The organism is Psychrobacter sp. DAB_AL62B, assembly GCF_028895345.1.
In the GTDB taxonomy this organism is placed as follows: Bacteria; Pseudomonadota; Gammaproteobacteria; order Pseudomonadales; family Moraxellaceae; genus Psychrobacter.
Genome location: NZ_SAXC01000006.1, coordinates 37923 through 56245, shown reverse-complemented (window position 1 = coordinate 56245; position 18323 = coordinate 37923). Strand labels below are relative to the sequence as shown.

16 protein-coding genes are annotated in these 18323 nt (G+C 41.6%); 9 read left to right on the top strand and 7 right to left on the bottom strand.

Translation table 11 applies throughout. The features are described 5' to 3' along the window. The first annotated feature begins 37 nt into the window (after positions 1-37). Complete coding sequence (locus EPB74_RS09155) at positions 38-766, top strand: CHAP domain-containing protein (RefSeq protein ID WP_079692527.1); 729 nt, start codon at positions 38-40, stop codon at positions 764-766. Between the two features lie 125 nt (positions 767-891). Here the strand turns inward: EPB74_RS09155 and EPB74_RS09150 are convergent, their stop codons facing one another. Together EPB74_RS09150 and EPB74_RS09145 are read right to left on the bottom strand one after the other, a co-directional pair. Continuing rightward, a complete protein-coding gene (locus tag EPB74_RS09150; protein WP_274903917.1) occupies positions 892-1668 on the bottom strand; it encodes a hypothetical protein in 777 nt (258 codons plus the stop codon). Positions 1669-1870: 202 nt separating this feature from the next. Next, the gene (locus tag EPB74_RS09145; protein ID WP_274903916.1) at positions 1871-2179 is read right to left on the bottom strand and encodes a YhbY family RNA-binding protein; all 309 of its coding nucleotides are present in this window, start codon (positions 2177-2179) and stop codon (positions 1871-1873) included. Between the two features lie 354 nt (positions 2180-2533). Between EPB74_RS09145 and EPB74_RS09140 the strand changes: the two genes are divergently transcribed. The 7 genes from EPB74_RS09140 (at position 2534) to EPB74_RS09110 (ending at position 10356) form a co-directional block, all read left to right on the top strand. Then, the gene (locus tag EPB74_RS09140; RefSeq protein ID WP_079692524.1) at positions 2534-3166 is read left to right on the top strand and encodes an RlmE family RNA methyltransferase; all 633 of its coding nucleotides are present in this window, start codon (positions 2534-2536) and stop codon (positions 3164-3166) included. A 421-nt stretch (positions 3167-3587) separates the two neighbouring features. Continuing rightward, positions 3588-5483: an ATP-dependent zinc metalloprotease FtsH gene (gene ftsH / locus EPB74_RS09135; protein ID WP_274903915.1), complete on the top strand. Its 1896-nt coding sequence runs from the start codon at positions 3588-3590 to the stop codon at positions 5481-5483. Positions 5484-5629: 146 nt separating this feature from the next. Further along, complete coding sequence (gene folP / locus EPB74_RS09130) at positions 5630-6526, top strand: dihydropteroate synthase (protein ID WP_274903914.1); 897 nt, start codon at positions 5630-5632, stop codon at positions 6524-6526. 155 nt (positions 6527-6681) lie between these two features. After that, complete coding sequence (locus EPB74_RS09125; protein ID WP_274903913.1) at positions 6682-6963, top strand: FAD assembly factor SdhE; 282 nt, start codon at positions 6682-6684, stop codon at positions 6961-6963. A 127-nt stretch (positions 6964-7090) separates the two neighbouring features. Next, the gene (locus EPB74_RS09120; protein WP_274903912.1) at positions 7091-7549 is read left to right on the top strand and encodes a hypothetical protein; all 459 of its coding nucleotides are present in this window, start codon (positions 7091-7093) and stop codon (positions 7547-7549) included. 239 nt (positions 7550-7788) lie between these two features. Then, complete coding sequence (locus EPB74_RS09115; protein WP_274903911.1) at positions 7789-8532, top strand: YidB family protein; 744 nt, start codon at positions 7789-7791, stop codon at positions 8530-8532. A 366-nt stretch (positions 8533-8898) separates the two neighbouring features. Beyond that, positions 8899-10356, top strand: a complete 1458-nt coding sequence (locus tag EPB74_RS09110; RefSeq protein ID WP_274903910.1) for an anion permease — start codon at positions 8899-8901, stop codon at positions 10354-10356. A 54-nt stretch (positions 10357-10410) separates the two neighbouring features. Here EPB74_RS09110 and EPB74_RS09105 read toward each other — a convergent pair whose 3' ends face one another. The 3 genes from EPB74_RS09105 to trmB all read right to left on the bottom strand — a co-directional run bounded on the left by EPB74_RS09105 (position 10411) and on the right by trmB (position 14382). After that, positions 10411-11526: a regulatory protein RecX gene (locus EPB74_RS09105; RefSeq protein WP_274903909.1), complete on the bottom strand. Its 1116-nt coding sequence runs from the start codon at positions 11524-11526 to the stop codon at positions 10411-10413. 40 nt (positions 11527-11566) lie between these two features. Beyond that, entirely contained in the window at positions 11567-12625 is a 1059-nt protein-coding gene (gene recA / locus EPB74_RS09100; protein ID WP_079692513.1) for a recombinase RecA, read from the bottom strand. Positions 12626-13653: 1028 nt separating this feature from the next. After that, on the bottom strand, positions 13654-14382 hold the full coding sequence (gene trmB / locus EPB74_RS09095; RefSeq protein WP_274903995.1) for a tRNA (guanosine(46)-N7)-methyltransferase TrmB: 729 nt from the start codon (positions 14380-14382) through the stop codon (positions 13654-13656). A gap of 276 nt (positions 14383-14658) precedes the next feature. Between trmB and EPB74_RS09090 the strand changes: the two genes are divergently transcribed. Then, on the top strand, positions 14659-15588 hold the full coding sequence (locus EPB74_RS09090) for a DUF2628 domain-containing protein (protein WP_274903908.1): 930 nt from the start codon (positions 14659-14661) through the stop codon (positions 15586-15588). A 13-nt stretch (positions 15589-15601) separates the two neighbouring features. Here EPB74_RS09090 and EPB74_RS09085 read toward each other — a convergent pair whose 3' ends face one another. Together EPB74_RS09085 and EPB74_RS09080 are read right to left on the bottom strand one after the other, a co-directional pair. Beyond that, a complete protein-coding gene (locus EPB74_RS09085) occupies positions 15602-17488 on the bottom strand; it encodes a monovalent cation:proton antiporter-2 (CPA2) family protein (RefSeq protein ID WP_079692505.1) in 1887 nt (628 codons plus the stop codon). 77 nt (positions 17489-17565) lie between these two features. Then, positions 17566-18270, bottom strand: a complete 705-nt coding sequence (locus EPB74_RS09080; RefSeq protein WP_274903907.1) for a hypothetical protein — start codon at positions 18268-18270, stop codon at positions 17566-17568. Positions 18271-18323 lie beyond the last annotated feature (53 nt).

Below are 18323 nucleotides of genomic sequence, written 5' to 3'. Positions count from 1 at the left end.
GACGAGCAATCCCGTATTCACAATAGGTAGTAAATTTATGAAACAAGCTTTATTAATTTTGTCAGTATTGGGAATGGGCGTGGCACAGACAAGTGGTGCTGCCGAAACCACCTTTCAATCAAATAATACCTTGACTCATACCATCACAAATATCTCTGCTGCTTCGAACTACGGTTCAAGTCGTAATATCTACAGCACCAATAGCGGCGCTTATGTTTCTAGTAATGACGAAATTAGCCAAGCAATCGATAATTTAAGCGCGCATGCAAAACAAAAAGAATATCAGCTTGCTTCGCTAACCAGTCGTTTGTCTTATGAGCAGCGTCAGCAGCAAGCAAATACAGTGCCAGATCGTTATTCTGCGCCTGCTATTGCAGCAGCAAATGCATCACGAGTCGCTTTATCTAACAGCTCTGGTTACTGTGCTCGTTACGTACGTAAAGCGCTACAATCAGCTGGCTATGAATTTACCCCTAATCCTTCAGCCTATCAATATGCCTCTCGTGGCACATTGTCACAAGCAGGCTTTAGCAAAATTAGTAACAATATGCCGACCCAAGTTGGTGACGTTATTGTTTATGATCGTAGCTCAAGACGTCCACATGGCCATATCCAAATATTTGATGGTAATGGCTGGGTATCTGATTTCCGTCAAAACGGTATCAGCCCATATAGCGGTGTTAATAGCTATACAACATGGCGCGATTCAAAATACGTTGATGATGCCTCAAACCGTGGTATCTACCTTGCAATGGCTGACAAATAAGAATCGTTTAGCTGCTTTTCATGGCTTTTTAAGTTAAGCGTTTTCTCCGAACTCAGTAATATCTTTTGTGATATTACTGAGTTTTTTTTGCGCTTTGAATGATGGTATCAAACCTTCAAAAGTAGCTATTTAATCAGCGCCGCTTTATGGTTAAATCTTGACCAATAATGACGATTATGAAAATCAGGCGGGGAGGAGTGTTCGGGGGCGAAATATAAAGCCGTGTTGCCAAAGTATAAAATGACACAAGGATGTATATATTCGATGGCAGTATTATTGATTCCAGTTGTTTCGTTGGACAGTTGGCTTAATGGCGTCCTAAAGCTGCGCTCGTAGTGATACAGTTTAGGTGCTGAGCTTTTAGATGTTGTCGATAACTGGCTAGAAGCTTTGGTCTCTACTAAGGGCATTTGCTGATTTGAGGTATCAATCCAATCGATAGAGGCGCGTGTCTGTCCATCTGCTTGCAGCAAAGATTTTGGTGGAAGTGTCGCAGGGTTACGATAGCTTTTAAACTGATACATTGCATAACGACCGTCAGGACTTGCGTTTATCTCGACATACGCCGTTGTTTCATGAGTATTAGGTAACTTATCACCATCTTCTGAACGTCTACTAATTAAAGAACCTGCCAAAAAGCATTCAAGGCAAGTTTGTTCCCATAGATAATCAGTAAAGCTTACTTGCTCTGATTGCCACTTTGGCCAATTGAATTGAGTAGCTAACGATTCAGTAGGTAGCATTACACTATATTCTAGCTCTAAGTAAGCGTTTGGCTGCTTTACAAGCGTTGCGGTTACTTGCACACTAATGTTTTGTAAGGTTTCTACCGTCACACCAAGTTGCTGTGCATCCTCTGCTAAAGTTTCAGTTGCTAGACGTAAATCAAAACGCTGGCTCATGTCTTTATTACCTCAAATATAGGTATTATAATATTTGATACGCACTATTATTCATATCAAATACTCGATATCAGTAAATCCTAAGCGATAAATAATATAAAAGCCGCGAGCAAAGATGCATCACGGCTTTTATAATCTAAAAATCTAACTGGCATATCAGCAGGATAAGCTTGTTTTTAAGCGGCCTACCAATAATAAACGACTAAGCGTTACGGGCAAGATTCGATAGTTTAGGATTGGCGTTTGGATTTTTACGAAGCAATAGCGCCATGCGACCAATTGAGTGAATCAACGTCGCCTTAGCAGTAGCAGCAAGCTCAGCACCGATGACGTCACGCTCTTCTTTGGTGCCTGCAGGCAGTTTTACTTTAATGAGCTCGTGATCTGATAAGGCGCGATCGATCTCTTCCGTGATGCTTGGCGTGATACCTTTGTTGCCAATCATAACAATCGGTTTTAGATCATGACCAATGCCTTTTAGGCGTTTGATGGTAGCGTTATCAAGTTGCATAGAATTCCTAGGGTTTGGTAAAAATAGATGACAGTGCGAATGTGTGCAGTTAATGACCATTATAGATAATCTATGATCATCTTGCATGAGATCAGCAGGATTTTGCACGATTTTACGTAATGAAAATGTTAAACTGCAAGTATGAGCACATTATAAACGCTACGGCCTTATAAAGCAGCGTTTTCACTAAGAAAATTTGACCGTTTAATCGTCTAAGACGGATGAATGGATTAATTAGTCGCTCAGTGAGAATAGTTGAGTACGTATTAAAAGCTGCTTATCAGAAAATTATTTAATGAAAGACCGTTTAATAGACGTTTATGAGTATTTTGCAAAATTATAGGAGCAGGAATTTTGGTCACACGTATTGAAAATAAAAAATTGTCAAAAAGCAGTAGTGCTTGGATGAAGGAGCATATTGACGATCCTTATGTGAAAAGAGCCCAAAAGGACGGCTACCGTGCCCGTGCCGCTTACAAGTTACTCGAGATTAATGAAAAAACCAATTTGATTAAAAAAGGTATGACTGTTGTTGATTTGGGTAGTGCGCCTGGTAGTTGGTCACAAGTTGCCGGTGAATTAGTGGGCGAAAAAGGCATATTGATTGCTTCTGATATTTTGCCTATGGATACTTTGCCAGACGTCACCTTCATTCAAGGCGACTTTCGCGAGGCCGAAGTGTTTGACCGTATCATGGCGGAGGTGGGCGATAGACAAGTCGATGTGGTGTTATCTGATATGGCCCCTAATACTGCCGGTAATAGCGCAATCGATCAGCCGCGTATGATGTACTTATGTGAGCTTGCGGTCGATTTCGCGCTTGCAACCTTACCAGAAGGTGGCGCGCTTATTATGAAAGTGTTTCAAGGTGAAGGTACACAAGAATTACGCAAGCAGATGCAGCTTGATTTTAGTAAAATCCGTAGTATCAAACCGGGCGCTTCACGACCACGCTCAAAAGAGATGTTTTGGATCGCTATTAAATAGTTTTAACGTCAATAAGTTGCGATAATATTACATGAGATAATGCGTCACCATATAATGTATTGATGTTTAAATGAAAACCGCTACAATCGTTAACTGAATAAATGCGAAACCTGCTTGAATTATTCAGGTTTATACCACATATAATGCTATATTAACTTTGTTTCAAACCTATGTTTAAGTATTTATGTTTTAAGCAAAGTCGTCTGATCGTAAGCGCCTTATAAACTCAGTTATCTATTGTTATTGTGCATGTTTATATGGCTTATTACTTCCAGTAAAAGTGTGAGGTTGTTTTTATGACCTCTCTTTTGGATGAATAAGCGATAATTTGCCAATAGCCCTTGAATAGTGAGACATACGTTTATATATAGACGTCACGTGTTTAGTAAACACACCAATAAGTAAGGGATGGGAATAACTAGTGAGCGACATGGTAAAAAATACCTTATTGTGGCTGGTGGTAATCGGCGTTTTAGTGCTGGTGTTTAGCGGCTTTGATAAATCATCTGAGCCGGATAGCCTTAACTACTCTGAGTTTGTGACCGCTGTGTCAGAAAATCAAGTAGCCAGTGTTGAAATTGATGGCGAGCAAATCATCGGTGAAAAGAAAAATGGTTCTTCATTTGAGACCATTAGACCAGCTGTGTCTGATGAGCAGCTCATGCCACTATTGCGCGAGAACCAAGTTGAAGTGCAAGGCACAGCGCCTAAGCGTCAAAGTGTCCTGATGCAATTGCTAATAGCCAGTTTCCCAATTCTATTGATTATTGGTCTGTTTTTGTTCTTTATGCGTAATATGCAAGGTGGTGCTGGCGGTAAAGGCGGCGGACCAATGAGCTTTGGTAAATCGAAAGCCAAAATGCTGACCGAAGACCAAATCAAAGTGAGTTTTGAAGATGTGGCTGGTTGTGAAGAAGCCAAAGAAGAAGTGGTTGAGGTAGTTGAATTCTTGCGTGACCCTGATAAATTCACTAAGCTTGGCGCGACAATTCCACGTGGTATCTTGATGGTAGGCCCACCAGGTACGGGTAAAACGCTACTAGCAAGAGCTATCGCTGGTGAAGCAAAAGTACCGTTCTTTTCGATTTCAGGTTCTGACTTTGTTGAGATGTTCGTGGGTGTCGGTGCGTCACGTGTCCGTGATATGTTTGAACAAGCGAAAAAGAGCGCCCCTTGTATCATCTTTATTGATGAGATTGATGCAGTCGGTCGCCATCGTGGTTCAGGTATGGGCGGCGGTAACGATGAGCGCGAGCAGACGCTGAACCAATTATTGGTCGAAATGGATGGTTTTGAAGGCAACGAAGGCGTTATCGTCATTGCTGCAACCAACCGTGCCGATGTTCTTGATAAAGCATTATTGCGTCCCGGTCGTTTTGACCGTCAGGTTCAAGTTGGCTTGCCAGACATCAAAGGTCGTGAGCAAATTCTTAAAGTACATTTGAGAAAACTGCCTAATACAATCGGTGTTGATGCCAACGCACTTGCCCGCGGCACACCTGGATTTAGTGGTGCGCAGCTGGCCAATCTTGTCAACGAAGCGGCATTGTTTGCGGCTCGTCGCAACAAAAAAAGCGTTGATATGAATGATTTTGAAGACGCGAAAGATAAGCTATATATGGGTCCTGAGCGTAAATCAATGGTGATACGTGAAGAAGAGCGCCGTGCTACCGCTTATCACGAAGCAGGTCATGCACTAGTTGCTGAGCTGCTTCCGGGCACCGACCCTGTGCATAAAGTCACTATTATGCCGCGTGGTTTTGCCCTTGGTGTTACTTGGCAGTTGCCCGAACACGATCAGACCAGTCTATATAAGTCAAAAATGCTGAGTGATATTGCTATCTTGTTTGGCGGCCGTATTGCAGAAGAAGTATTTATCCATCAAATGTCAACGGGTGCATCTAACGATTTTGAGCGCGCAACCAAAATGGCGCGTGCTATGGTTACCAAGTATGGCATGTCAGACGCACTAGGTATCATGGTGTATGAAGATGACGATAGCTCGCAAGGCTACTTTGGTGGTGGAACTCGCACCATATCAGAAGCCACGCAGCAAAAAGTAGATGAAGAAGTGCGCCGTATGCTAGAAGAGCAATATGACATCGCTCGTGAGTTGATTGAAGGCAACCAAGAAAAAATGCATGCCATGGTTGAGGCTTTGATGAAATGGGAAACCATTGACCGTGATCAGTTGCAAGATATCCTAGCAGGTGAACAACCTCGTCCGCCAAGAGTTTATCAGCATAATGAAGTGAACTTATCGAAAGGCGATATGAAAACAGTTGGAACGACGCCTCCGCCATTACCAGCGATGTAATATTTACTTCATCAACATTCAGTAGAAAAAGCCCTTTTTAGAAAGGGCTTTTTTGTTGCCGCTATTTTAGAATCGTATAAGATTTACTGCTATCATAAGCTACTCTTTAAGACCGTTTTTTCAATCTTTTATATAATGGATGGGTCATGTCGTTATTCCAACCTTTACCTGCTTATACGGTGACCAGCCGCGATAAAGTATTAGACCTATCACAACCTAATATTATGGGTATTCTTAATGTTACACCAGATTCATTTTCTGATGGTGGACAGTTTAATGGGATCGATAAAGCAGTTGCCCATTGTCAGCAAATGATAAAGGCTGGTGCAACCATTATCGATATCGGTGGTGAGTCTACGCGACCAAATGCGGACGCTGTGGCAACCGATGAAGAGATACAACGTGTTATACCTATTGTGCAAGCAATCAGAGATCACTGTGGTGATAGTATTTGGCTTTCTATTGACACCAGTAATCCGGCGGTCATGCAGGCAGCTTTTGAGGTAGGTGCTGATATTTGGAATGATGTGCGGGCGCTTAAACGCGCAGGTGCAGCAGCGATGGCCGCTCAGCTTGATATACCGGTTATGCTGATGCATATGCGCGGCGAACCAACAACCATGAATAATCTGGCGCAATATGATGATGTCATCAGTGAAGTACATATAGAGTTAAAAGCATGTATCGATGAAGTCACCAGTATGGGTGTCAAACGTGAAAAAATAATTATCGACCCCGGTTTTGGTTTCGCTAAAAACTATGAGCATCACTGTGTATTATTAAGTCAGCTTAAAAATTTGCAAACACTTGAACTGCCGATGATGTTTGGTATATCGCGCAAGCGATTTTTGGCAGAAGTGCTGACCAAAACTGGTGTGCAAGGGCTTACTACTACCCAACCGCCCGAGCGTGATACGGTAGGTACTGCTGCTGGTATTTTTGCGCTTCAGCAGGGTGCTAGCATTATTCGTACTCATAATGTCACTATGATGCAGCAAGCCGTGGCATTATGGAGCCAGCTATCTGCCTACGATAAATACTAATAGCTGTGACTAGATGCTTATAATTAGATGGCTATGCTTAAGTGATTAGAATCAAAAATAGATTTATTTTTGACAGTGATTTCTAACAATAGAACTGCCGAATCCTAATATTTATTTAAATACAATATACAATGTAAACCAATGAGAATATTTTTATGACGATTATAAATCAACCAGAGCCAACCAATGAACAACGTCGCATTATTTATCAAGCACGCCGAGGCCTCAAAGAGTTGGACTTTTATTTTGATCCGTATATCAAAGAGATATATCTAACGGCTGCACCTGCAGAACAAGAAACATTTGCTCAAATGTTGACTCATGAAGACCCTGATTTATTGGATTATTTCACCAATCAAAATCGTCCAGAAGATGAGGCGCTATGGGAATTGGTCAATAAGATTAAGACATGGCGCCATAGTAAAAGTTTGGTTTAATGATTCAAAGGATTGTTTGAATACCAATAATCCTCATCTGTCGTTTAAAGCGCTTGATCTAATTTTCTAATTATCAAAGCCGCTTTAAACAATCCTAATTAATTAAAGCTATGCTGCAGTAACCAATATGACAACGCTAACCTCGCTACGTATCGACACCGCTATTAAGGCAATGAGCTATTTGCGCATGGCATTTTATAGCGTCCTAGCTAGCGCGATCATTATATTAGCAGGGCTTGCTTCATTGTCACTATGGCAATATGTTTTAATGCTAATCATCAGCGCCGCAGTCATAAGTTACTTAGCATTATCACAACCAATATTATTGCATATAACACAGCCGCCACTCGATAAGAGTGTGTATCAAAATTGGCAACTGTTAATACGTACAGGTCGCGGGGATGCATTATGGCAAGCAGAGCTTAGTACGCTCAATCATTATCGCTGGGTTATATGCTTTGATTTTATTGTTATAGAACCCTATCAACGCCGTTTATCTGTGGCTGTGTTTCGTGATCAAGTCAGCGCTGAGCAATGGCGAGAGCTAACTATCTTGGCCAATATGATTTCTAGTAAAACCGCTTAGACAAAGGTAAGTTGATTTTATGGCTTCTAATTAGTTATCTGCTTTATCTGGTAATGTCAAACTATCTACTACATGTCATAACAAAATACCTATCTAGACAGAGAAAAAGATTTGATATATTAGAATCAATCGTTAAAAGTGGTTTACGAAATATTGATTAATGATATATACAGCAGTCGTTATTTCGATAAGTGAAACCTTTCGACGATGAATTTTATTATAATAAAAAGGAACAGACTATGAGTTTACTAGGGAATTTAGTGAGCCAAGTGGCACGTAGCGCGATGGACCCAGAGGATGCCCAACGCAATCCAGTCAATCAACGTATTAATCCGCGTCGTACTGGTGGGCTAGGCGATATATTGGGTAACGTATTAGGCGGTGGCAATCAACCGAGTGGCTATAACCCCCAGCAGTATGAGCGTCGCTCAGACAATGGCTTTGGCTTAGATGACATTATCGGCGGTCTAACAGGTGGTGGTTTAACAGGAAATAGTCAGCGTGGTGGTATGAGTTCAGGTGCGGGCGGGCTTGGCGACATATTAGGTAGTGTATTGGGTGGACAGACTATGGGTGGCCAAACTAGACAGTCTGGCTTCGGCGGTAAAGGGATGCTAATCGCTGCATTGATGCCAATGGTATTAAACTGGATCAAACGTAATGGTGGTTTGAGCGGTGCATTATCAAAAATTACTGGCATGGGCTATGAAAACCAAGCGAAGTCGTGGATGAGTAATCAACAAGACAATGACAATCTTGATCCAAACGAAATCAGTCGCTTATTTGATGACAGTGAAATCCAGCAAGTCGCTGCTCACACCGGCGCTAACGATACAGAAGTACGTCAAGGTTTGGCTGAGTTACTGCCTGAAGTTATGAACCAACTGACACCAAATGGTAACTTGGATAATGAGACTGAGGCTAACCAAGAGGTTGACCAAATTATTAGTCAGTTATCAAGCCGATTGGGTGCGTTAAAGTAGGATAGTTCTTTCTATTCATTGTTTTAAAGTGGCAAAAATAAAAAAGAGTACATATCTGTGTGCTCTTTTTTTTATTTTTTTAATACTATAAAAACAAGCTCATCGAAATGTATGGAACGGCAAAAGCACCCAGGAAATGAGGAGCATTTTTCATACTCAAGCACCACCGAACCTGTATTTATTCGTTTTGAACAGAGTATAAATATGTTAAAAATAGTGAATAAACACCATAAATAGATTTGAAATTATTATGATAACTGTATAATTTATTTAGTACTACTTTATAAAAGCTGTTAATTTGAGGATATTTCACCTTAAAGGTAGCGATATCTGAGGGTATAAATATTTTATAAGGATATATTACTCATGCCATTTAAGCCTATACCTGCTGCGCTTGCGATTTTAGTCAGCCTTATCATCTGGTTTGTCATTCCTGTGCCTAATGGGGTCACACCTGCAGCGTGGCATATGTTGGCATTATTTATCGGCACTATTGTCGCCATCATCGGTAAAGTCTTGCCTATTGGCGCGATTGCCATTATTGCCGTCACCTTGGTGGCGCTTACTGGTGTGACCAACGAGAGTCCAAAAGAAGCGATTGCTGATGCGTTATCAAGCTATTCGAGCCCTCTGATTTGGCTTATTGGTGTTGCAGTGATGATATCGCGGGGATTAATAAAAACGGGTTTAGGTCGGCGTATCGCTTATTATTTTATCTCTATCTTTGGTAAAAAAACCATCGGGGTCGCGTATTCTTTGACTGCGGCGGAGCTGATGATCGCACCGATTACACCCTCTAATACGGCTCGTGGCGGTGGTATTATTCATCCTATCATGAGGTCGATTGCGCAAAGCTTTCATTCTACGCCAGAAGAAGGCACACAGAAAAAAATTGGTCGTTATTTAGCCATGGTTAATTATCATGCCAATCCAATCACGTCCGGTATGTTTATTACCGCTACTGCACCGAACCCATTAGTAGTGGATCTGGTCAACAAAGCTACTGGTAGTGAGATTCAGCTGTCATGGACGACGTGGGCAGTCGCGATGTTTATACCAGGGATGCTCTGTTTATTATTAATGCCATTGGTTATTTATTTAATATATCCACCGGATGTCAAAGTAACTCCCGATGCGAAAAAATTTGCCAAAGATAATTTAACAGAAATGGGTCAGGTGAGCACGCAAGAAAAAATCATGTTAGGCGTCTTTGCGCTGATGCTGATACTGTGGGCAAATATTCCTGCTCTAATTTTTGGTGAGCAATTAAATGTTGATGCGACCACCACCGCTTTTATAGGATTGACGACGTTAATACTGACTGGCGTACTAACTTGGGATGATGTGCTTAAAGAAAAATCTGCATGGGATACCATTATTTGGTTTGGCGCCCTTATTATGATGGCCTCTTACCTTAATAAATTGGGTTTAATCAGCTGGTTCTCAAGTAATATCGAATCAATGATTGGAACGCTAGGAGTAGGCTGGGTCGGCGCTGTAGTTATTTTGACCTTAGTTTATCTGTATATCCATTACTTTTTTGCTAGTACTACCGCTCATATCACTGCGCTATTTGCCGCTTTCTATGCAGTAGGATTGACTTTAGGGGCACCTCCGATGTTATATGCGCTGATTTTGGCAGCAGCAGGCAATATCATGATGACGCTCACTCATTATGCAACAGGTACCGCACCAGTTATCTTTAACTCAGGCTATGTGACGTTAGGAGAGTGGTGGAGTATTGGTGCCATCATGAGTGTGGTAAACCTTGTAGTATGGATAGGTGCAGGGTTACTTTGGTGGAAACTACTTGGTTATTATTAAGTTTACATTAAGTTGTTATTAGATTTTTATTAATGACGAGCTATCAAATTAACATTAAAAACGCTCATCTAAGTTATCTAACGTATAGTTGAGCGCTTGAAAACAAATATCAGTATTAAAGCCACGATATTGTAAAAAGCGTAGCTGCTTTGCTTTGTCTTTTTGTTCAGTGGGTATGTTATCACCATATTTTTTGGTGCGGGCAGTAACCGCTAGTTTCAGCCAGTCTACGCCTTCGACCAAATTATCAGCGCTGTCATCTATAAATTCACTAAATTCTTCGGATTCTGTATTAGCCATATCAATGAGCTCATCGATATTGTCTGGCATGGCAATTTTTTTACGATAAAATTCCTGCTTAATATGTCCGCGCCCACGCCCTTTACGAATGCTTTCACGGATAAGCATGAGGGTCGTACGGTAATCGCTTTGATAGCCTTTATCTTCAAACTCATCGAGTAATGCATCAATCTTTTCTGAGTCTTGTTCTTTATCAATCAGCTTTTGCTTTAATTCAGCTTTACCATACTCGCGCCGTGACAAATAATAAAAAGCCAACCAACGCAATCGGCTTTCTGCTTTGATGGCATCGACTTCCGCTTGCCGTTGCTCAGGCGTGCGCAAATAAGCTTTAAGTGCAGAAGGTAAGTTATCGATTTGACTATCTGCTTTACTGTCATTAGGAGCCGTTAAATCAGATAAACATTCTGAACTTTCTAAATGTTGCCCAACGCCAGCCTTATTATGAGAGTCTATATCGGCTCTATCGCCATGAACGTTGTGTTTAACTTCTGCCAACATCTCTTTAATGCTTTGCGCTTCTGGTGGCTGATAAACAGGCACATCATTAGGTTCAGCTGTAAAGTTAGCAGCTGGATGGAAGTTTTTTTTGCGTTTTTTGGACTTGTAGGTCTTTTTTGTAGGGGAGGGTAGTACGTCAAACGATTCTACATTATAGGTAGATTCCTGATTTACTGAGTCGTGATTTATTGAGTCGTTAGCTGATGAAGGCTCTTTACTTGGATAGGCAGAACGTTTGCCATTTTTACTGGGCTTGTTAGGCGTATCTTTATAGGAGTATTTAGACGGTTTTTTGGGTCTAGTATTAGTATTACTAGCTGAGTCGGCATCCGACTCAGCTAGAATTTCAGCTAAGGTTTTAATTTCCATAATAAATCATAGTTACTTATGACAGTTAATCATTAGACCGTTATTGTACAGGTTCAGAGGCCAGTTCTTCATTAGCTTCAATAAGATCTTCTGCCTTGCTGTCACTTTTTACACCAAGCTTTTCAGCACGAATCTTAGCTTCAATCTCTTCAGCAATAACAGGGTTTTCTTTTAAGAACAGCACAGAGTTGGCTTTACCTTGACCGATTTTTTCATCGCCATAGCTGTACCACGAGCCTGCTTTACCAACCGCACCAATCTCAACACCCAAATCAATGACTTCAGCTAAGTGATTGGTACCTTCGCCATAAGTAATCTCAAACTCAGCTTGGCGAAAAGGCGGTGCCATTTTGTTTTTGATAACCTTGACACGAGTTTGGTTACCAATGATTTCATCGCCGTTTTTGACCGCACCAATACGGCGAATGTCCATACGTACTGAAGCATAGAATTTGAGCGCATTACCACCGGTTGTGGTTTCTGGGCTACCAAACATAACGCCGATTTTCATACGAATTTGGTTAATAAATACCACCATACAGTTTGAGCGTTTGGCATTACCGGTGATTTTACGTAAGGCTTGGCTCATAAGACGTGCTTGCAAACCCATATGTGAATCGCCCATCTCGCCCTCAATCTCTGCACGCGGCGTCAAGGCTGCGACCGAGTCAATGACGATCATATCGATCGCACCTGAACGTACCAACATATCGGTAATCTCAAGCGCTTGCTCGCCATTGTCAGGTTGTGAAAGTAGCAATTCATCAGTATTCACCCCAAGCTTGCGTGCATATACTGGATCTAGTGCGTGCTCAGCGTCGATAAAGGCACAAACACCGCCTTGTTTTTGGCACTCTGCAATTGCCTGCAAGGTCATGGTCGTTTTACCTGAACTTTCAGGGCCGTAAATCTCAACGATACGACCTTTTGGCAAACCGCCAATACCAAGTGCAATATCTAAACCTAATGAGCCAGTCGATACCACATCGACATCAAGTGCTGCTGAGTCATCACCCAAATGCATAATGGTGTTTTTACCAAACTGCTTTTCGATTTGAGCTAATGCAGCTTTAAGGGCTTTGGCTTTATTTTCGTCCATGCAGGACTCCTTATTATTAATCATTAATTCGGAACAGTAAGTATTATTGCTATCAAAAACTGCTTGCTCAATATCATTAATCATGACTTTAATCTTAAACAACAGATATTTTTGAACAAGGTTGGGGGAGATTATAATGTCAGGTTTTAGACAGTGATATCGAATATATCACTCTACTATACAGTAAAATTAAGTGATGACAAAAGTAAAAAAAAGTTCATAAATAATAATAAATGTAATAGTTATTCACACATTTATCATTTAATTATCAGTACATACTTCTTTATACTATTCTTGTTTAGATGAGGCAATTATAACAAAATCTAAGTCAAATAATTAGAGCAATAAGAGGCTAAGCGACAGGTAGTGTCGTATAGTATAAGGATGAAGTCTGCATAAAATATGCTCTGTTTTAACTTAGCATTTAAACTTGATAACAAGGCTGTTTGTCAATAGGTTTATGAGTTGTCCACAACAAATAAAGTGACTTTATTTATGGTGTGTGAAACATCTGAGTAGATAAAATTAATATTAAAAATATTAAAAATAAATTATTTTATTTTTAAATTGAACATAAGATGTTGATATTTAATGAATTTTATATTGTACAAAAAATGAACGATTTTACCTTATCCTTTAAGCTGCCTAGGGCAATCCTTGTCAAGTAGCGACTTATACACAGGGTTATCCACAGCTTATGGGGAGAACTCACGAAGCCCTTATACTATCAATGTTTGCGCAGATAAGGAATATCATCCAGTCTGCCATTATTAGGGATTTCTGTTTTTGCAAATTTAAATTTATCAATAATTTGCTTTGTAATCGCTATGTTTCACGTCAGGGTAGGCGGCTTATTTTTTTATGAAAGTATTTTATATTTTTAAAGTAGATAGCAGAGTAGGTTAGATTTTATACCGACCTCTATAAAACAGGCGCTTGAATAATGATAGCCATAAAAAAGCGGCTAAGGCACTTATAAATATCTTAGCCGCTATATGGGGCGCTGCTAGGGTAAAGGCTTATCGGTATCAGTCCTTGAGATAGATTAAATCCCATACGCCATGACCACGCTCTAAACCACGGCGCTCGAATTTGGTCATCGGACGAAAGTCAGGACGGTCAGTGAAGTTGCCAACGCCAGCTTGATTGGTTAAGCCTGTAAAACCATCTAAAACTTCTACCATCCAAAAAGCATAATGCTCCCAGTCGGTGGCGGTATGGAACCAGCCACCTTGCTTTAAACTGCGAGCCACGATTGCCATGCGCTCAGGGCTGACGAAACGACGTTTGTAGTGACGCTTTTTTTGCCATGGGTCAGGGAAATAAAGTTGAATGCGATCGATATGATTTTCTGGTAACTGCTTTAGCAATTGAATGGCATCACCGTTGATGATTTTGACATTGGTTAAGCCTTGGGTGCCTGCCATATAAGCGCATTTGCCTATACCTGGCTCATGTACTTCGACGCCAACGAAATTACGAGTAGGCTCTGCTACTGCCATCTCAATGAACGAATCACCGAGCCCAAAGCCAATCTCTACAGTAAGTGGGGCATCTCTACCATTAGGACTATCGGTAAATAGCACACGCAAATCATCGATGCCGTCAAGATTGCCATCGCCAAAACTGTTATTAACCAAATAATGGGCAAACTCTGGCGCAGTCAATGCCAGCTCGGCGTTTTTATTCATGTGCGTGCGTCGTTTCATAAACGTATTAACGATACGTAAATGTTTGTCATTCTCTGAAACGGCCATGGTATCGGAAGGAGTAGCAGTACTAGGCTCAGCTACTTGGTTTATATCGTTTGGACTATCGGTATTAGAAGGTTGGCTCATAATATTACTAAGACTTTATAAAGTTGCGAATATGAGCGTATTATAAGTTAAATCTGAGCAAGTGTGAACGTTGAATCCCCTTTTAGCGCGTCGTGCCTCTATCTTTTCGCTGTCCTATACATCTGGCTTAGCCTTATCATATAATAAGACTGATTGATTTCAATTTCTTCGTAGTAGTAAGTAAGGCTTATCACTATGTTATTTATCGAAACGGATACACCACCTCCTTTTTATCAAGAACAACTGACTCCTGCCAAACGTAGACAATTGGACAAATGGTTTATCAGTAATCGTAGCCAGCGCTATTATTTAAAGCGCTTTGAGCAATTTGATAAACAAGGTTATCTCTCACCAAAATGGCATTGGGCGGCGTTTTTTGTGACCTTTCCTTGGCTGCTCTACCGTAAGCGCTATATGGATGCGATTGTCTATAGTGTGGCAGGATGGTCATTTATCCAGCTCAATGTTGCTTTGGTATTGGTTACGGTTGAATTTTTGGCCATGCCTTATATCGCTGATGCTTATCAAATGACGATACGAGCAGCCATCGCTGCAATTATTTGGCTATTTTGGTCGTTTATGGTCGCACGCTGGACGGATGCTTACTATTATCGTATGGCACGTCGTGAGATTGCCGATGCTATTGATGACTATCCGCAAGATGAGCGCTTGCAACAAGCGCATTTGCGCCGAGAGGGTGGGGTTAGTTTATTTGGATTAGGGCTGGGCTTTGGATTTTTTGCATTTGCCTTAATGGTGATTAAGGTGCAGTTTTTGCCTATTATCGCCAAGCCAAAAGCAAATGAAGTATTGTTTGATGCCTATGATAGCGCTAAAACAGCACAAAATCGCGTGGCGCTGATATATCAGCAAACCGGACAATGCCCGATCAATCTGCCTATCAATACTGGCACTCAGCAAGTACGTATTGATATTGATACCAAGGCGGCGGGGGTAGCAGAAACCGACTGTGCCGTTATTGCGACGATTCAGAATGTTAATTTCCCTATACGCTATCTAAATGATCATAATTTGGTTTTTTATCATGTACTAGGCGGTGATAATTGGGAATGTATAAGTTCACTGAATAAAAAGCAAGCACCTGAAAATTGTAGCGCTGATTAGCGTTTTATAAAGCTTAGTTTTTAGAATCAGTCGCGATATGGTCTTTATCATCGATTGGTACTGCTTGGCTTTTGAGCGCCTCATAAAAATCGCTCAAATCCATTTTACGGGCTTTATCAATGTCTTCATCAAATAAGCTTTCTAGCTCTGCCATCGCTGATTGGGTCGATTCAATCATACTGGCTTCATCGTCATAGATAGCTTGTTGGCGTTCAATCAAATCATCATCATAGTCGCGGAAAGTTTGTACCGTTTCGCGTGCTTTTTCTGGTGAAATACCAAGCAGCTGTAGCGACTCACGTGACATATCTAAAGAGGTTAAATAAGTCTCACGCCAAATATGACGGACGCCAACCTCGCGTAGACGATAGTAATGCTGACGATCACGAGCTCGCGCTAAGACAACCAAATCTGGATAGTTTTTACGCAGGTATTGAGCAGTGGTGATAGAGCGCTCTAAATCATCGATGGCAAGAATAAATACACGTGCTTTTTTGATACCAGCCGCCCGTAGTATCTCAGGGTTTTTTGGATCGCCATAGTAAACTTGATTACCAAACTTACGGACGAAATCGACTCGATTGGCAGAGCGTTCAATCGCTGTAAACTCAATATTGTGCATGCGCAATACACGACCAATAATCTGACCAACTCGCCCAAAACCAGCGATAATTACCTGATGCTCGTGGTCTGGAATGGTATCGTATTCGCGGCTTGGTTTACTTTTGGCAAATAACGGCTCACCTATTTTTTCTAATAATAAGAATGCCAAGGGCGTGAGTGCCATAGAGATGGTCACGACAAGGTTCAGGGTATTGGCAAGCTCAGGTCGCAAGACGTTTTGTGCCGTTGCCACGCTAAACAAAACAAAGGCAAATTCACCGCCTTGGGCGAGGGTAACACCTAGCCGAATACTGGTCGGCCAGCGATTGCCTGATATTTTTGCAATCGCTGTAATGACACTGAATTTAATAAACATCAGCCCCATCGCACAGCCGATAATGAAGATGGGCTTTGCTAAGATGAGTTTGACATCGGTCAGCATGCCGACCGACATAAAGAACAGCCCTAATAACAGGCCTTTAAAAGGCTCGATACTGGCCTCTAGCTCGTGGCGATACTCAGAATCTGCTAACAATACCCCTGTCAAAAATGCGCCTAATGCCATAGATAAACCAATCTGACCCATCAAAATAGAGACACCCATTACGATGAATAGCGCTACCGCCGTCAGTAATTCAGAGGCACCACTTGACGCCACAAACTTAAAAAATGGTCGAACGACATAACGACTGGCAAAAATGAGTCCGGCAAAAACAGCGAATACCTTGCCAAAATAAATCAAGTCATAGCTTTGTTCGCGCACGCCTGATAAAAATGGAATGACGGCTAATAAAGGAATAACAGCAATATCTTGGAATAATAAAATCGTAAAGGCTTCACGACCATGAGTGCTCGAAAGCTGCTGTTTTTCAGTCAATATCTGTAGTACAAATGCAGTGGATGAGAGGGCGAGGCCAAAGCCGATGATAAATGCGGTATCGAGTGGTAAGGCGAAGAACTGATGTGAAAGCCACATTAATAACGTGCCAGTTAGACCAACTTGCAGACCACCCAACACAAATATAGAACGGCGTAGCGCCCATAATCGTGATGGCTGCAGCTCAAGCCCAATGATGAATAACAGCATCACCACGCCAAATTCAGAAAAATGCAACAGGCTCTCAGCGTCGCCTGCCACGTCTAAGACACTTGGACCCAATATCAGTCCTGTGATGAGATACCCTAAGACTGTCGCGATACCGAAGCGCTTACCAAGTGGTACAAACAGCAGCGCTGCTCCCAAGAAAATGGTAGCTTGTAACATCAAATTTGGTGAGCCGGCGGCGGCAGCGAACATCTGGACTCCTTAGCAAGAACGATAAAATAAGCAGTAAAGCAAGATTACGATAATAATAAAAACGATTTTAGTATAGTTTATTTTTTACGATAAATCTTCCACACGCCATTATCTGCCAGCGGATTACTATAAGCATCGTTACGGCGCTTACGCGGTGTCTGCCGACTGTCTACGATTTTAAAATCAGGTAGGGCATGAACGATAAGGCCCGTTCGATAAAAACGTACCCGTTCAGGCTCTAGCATCTCGCCCTTATTATCACGGCAAAATACATAAGCACGCAAATCAATAAACTCACGGTGGGCGACCAAACGTGCTTCATCATCATTGTCAAACGCTACTGTCATACGCTCAATGTCATCAGCACTATAATCACCGCATTTATCCGTAAGCGCACCGACCGAGCCGAAGCTTTTGGATTCCTTAGCTCGGGTCTTAGTCAGGTGCAGCCTTTGAACATGATAGATAAACTGTGGTATTTCAAGGCTGGCGGGCAACGGTAGATAGTCAGGTGGCAGATTGGCAGCGGGGTAAAACGCCATCGCACGCTCAAGTAGATTGTGCCAACGTTGCTGGTATGCTTGGACTTCTGCTAAATTACCTTCATAAATAGGCATATCACGAACTTGACGTAAAATATCAGGCGGGAACTGTTCATCTCGAAAGCTCGCAATATCTTCTTGCAGCGTTGATAGCAAAACTTTGGCGTGTTTTTTGCCATCTTTTGAAATAGGATCGTCGATATAATCGGGGGCGACAAAAGGCGCTGAACGTCTAGACATGGCAGAAGGTCATCAATTGGTTATGAAAAAGGCTTTTAATTCTTAAGTATACA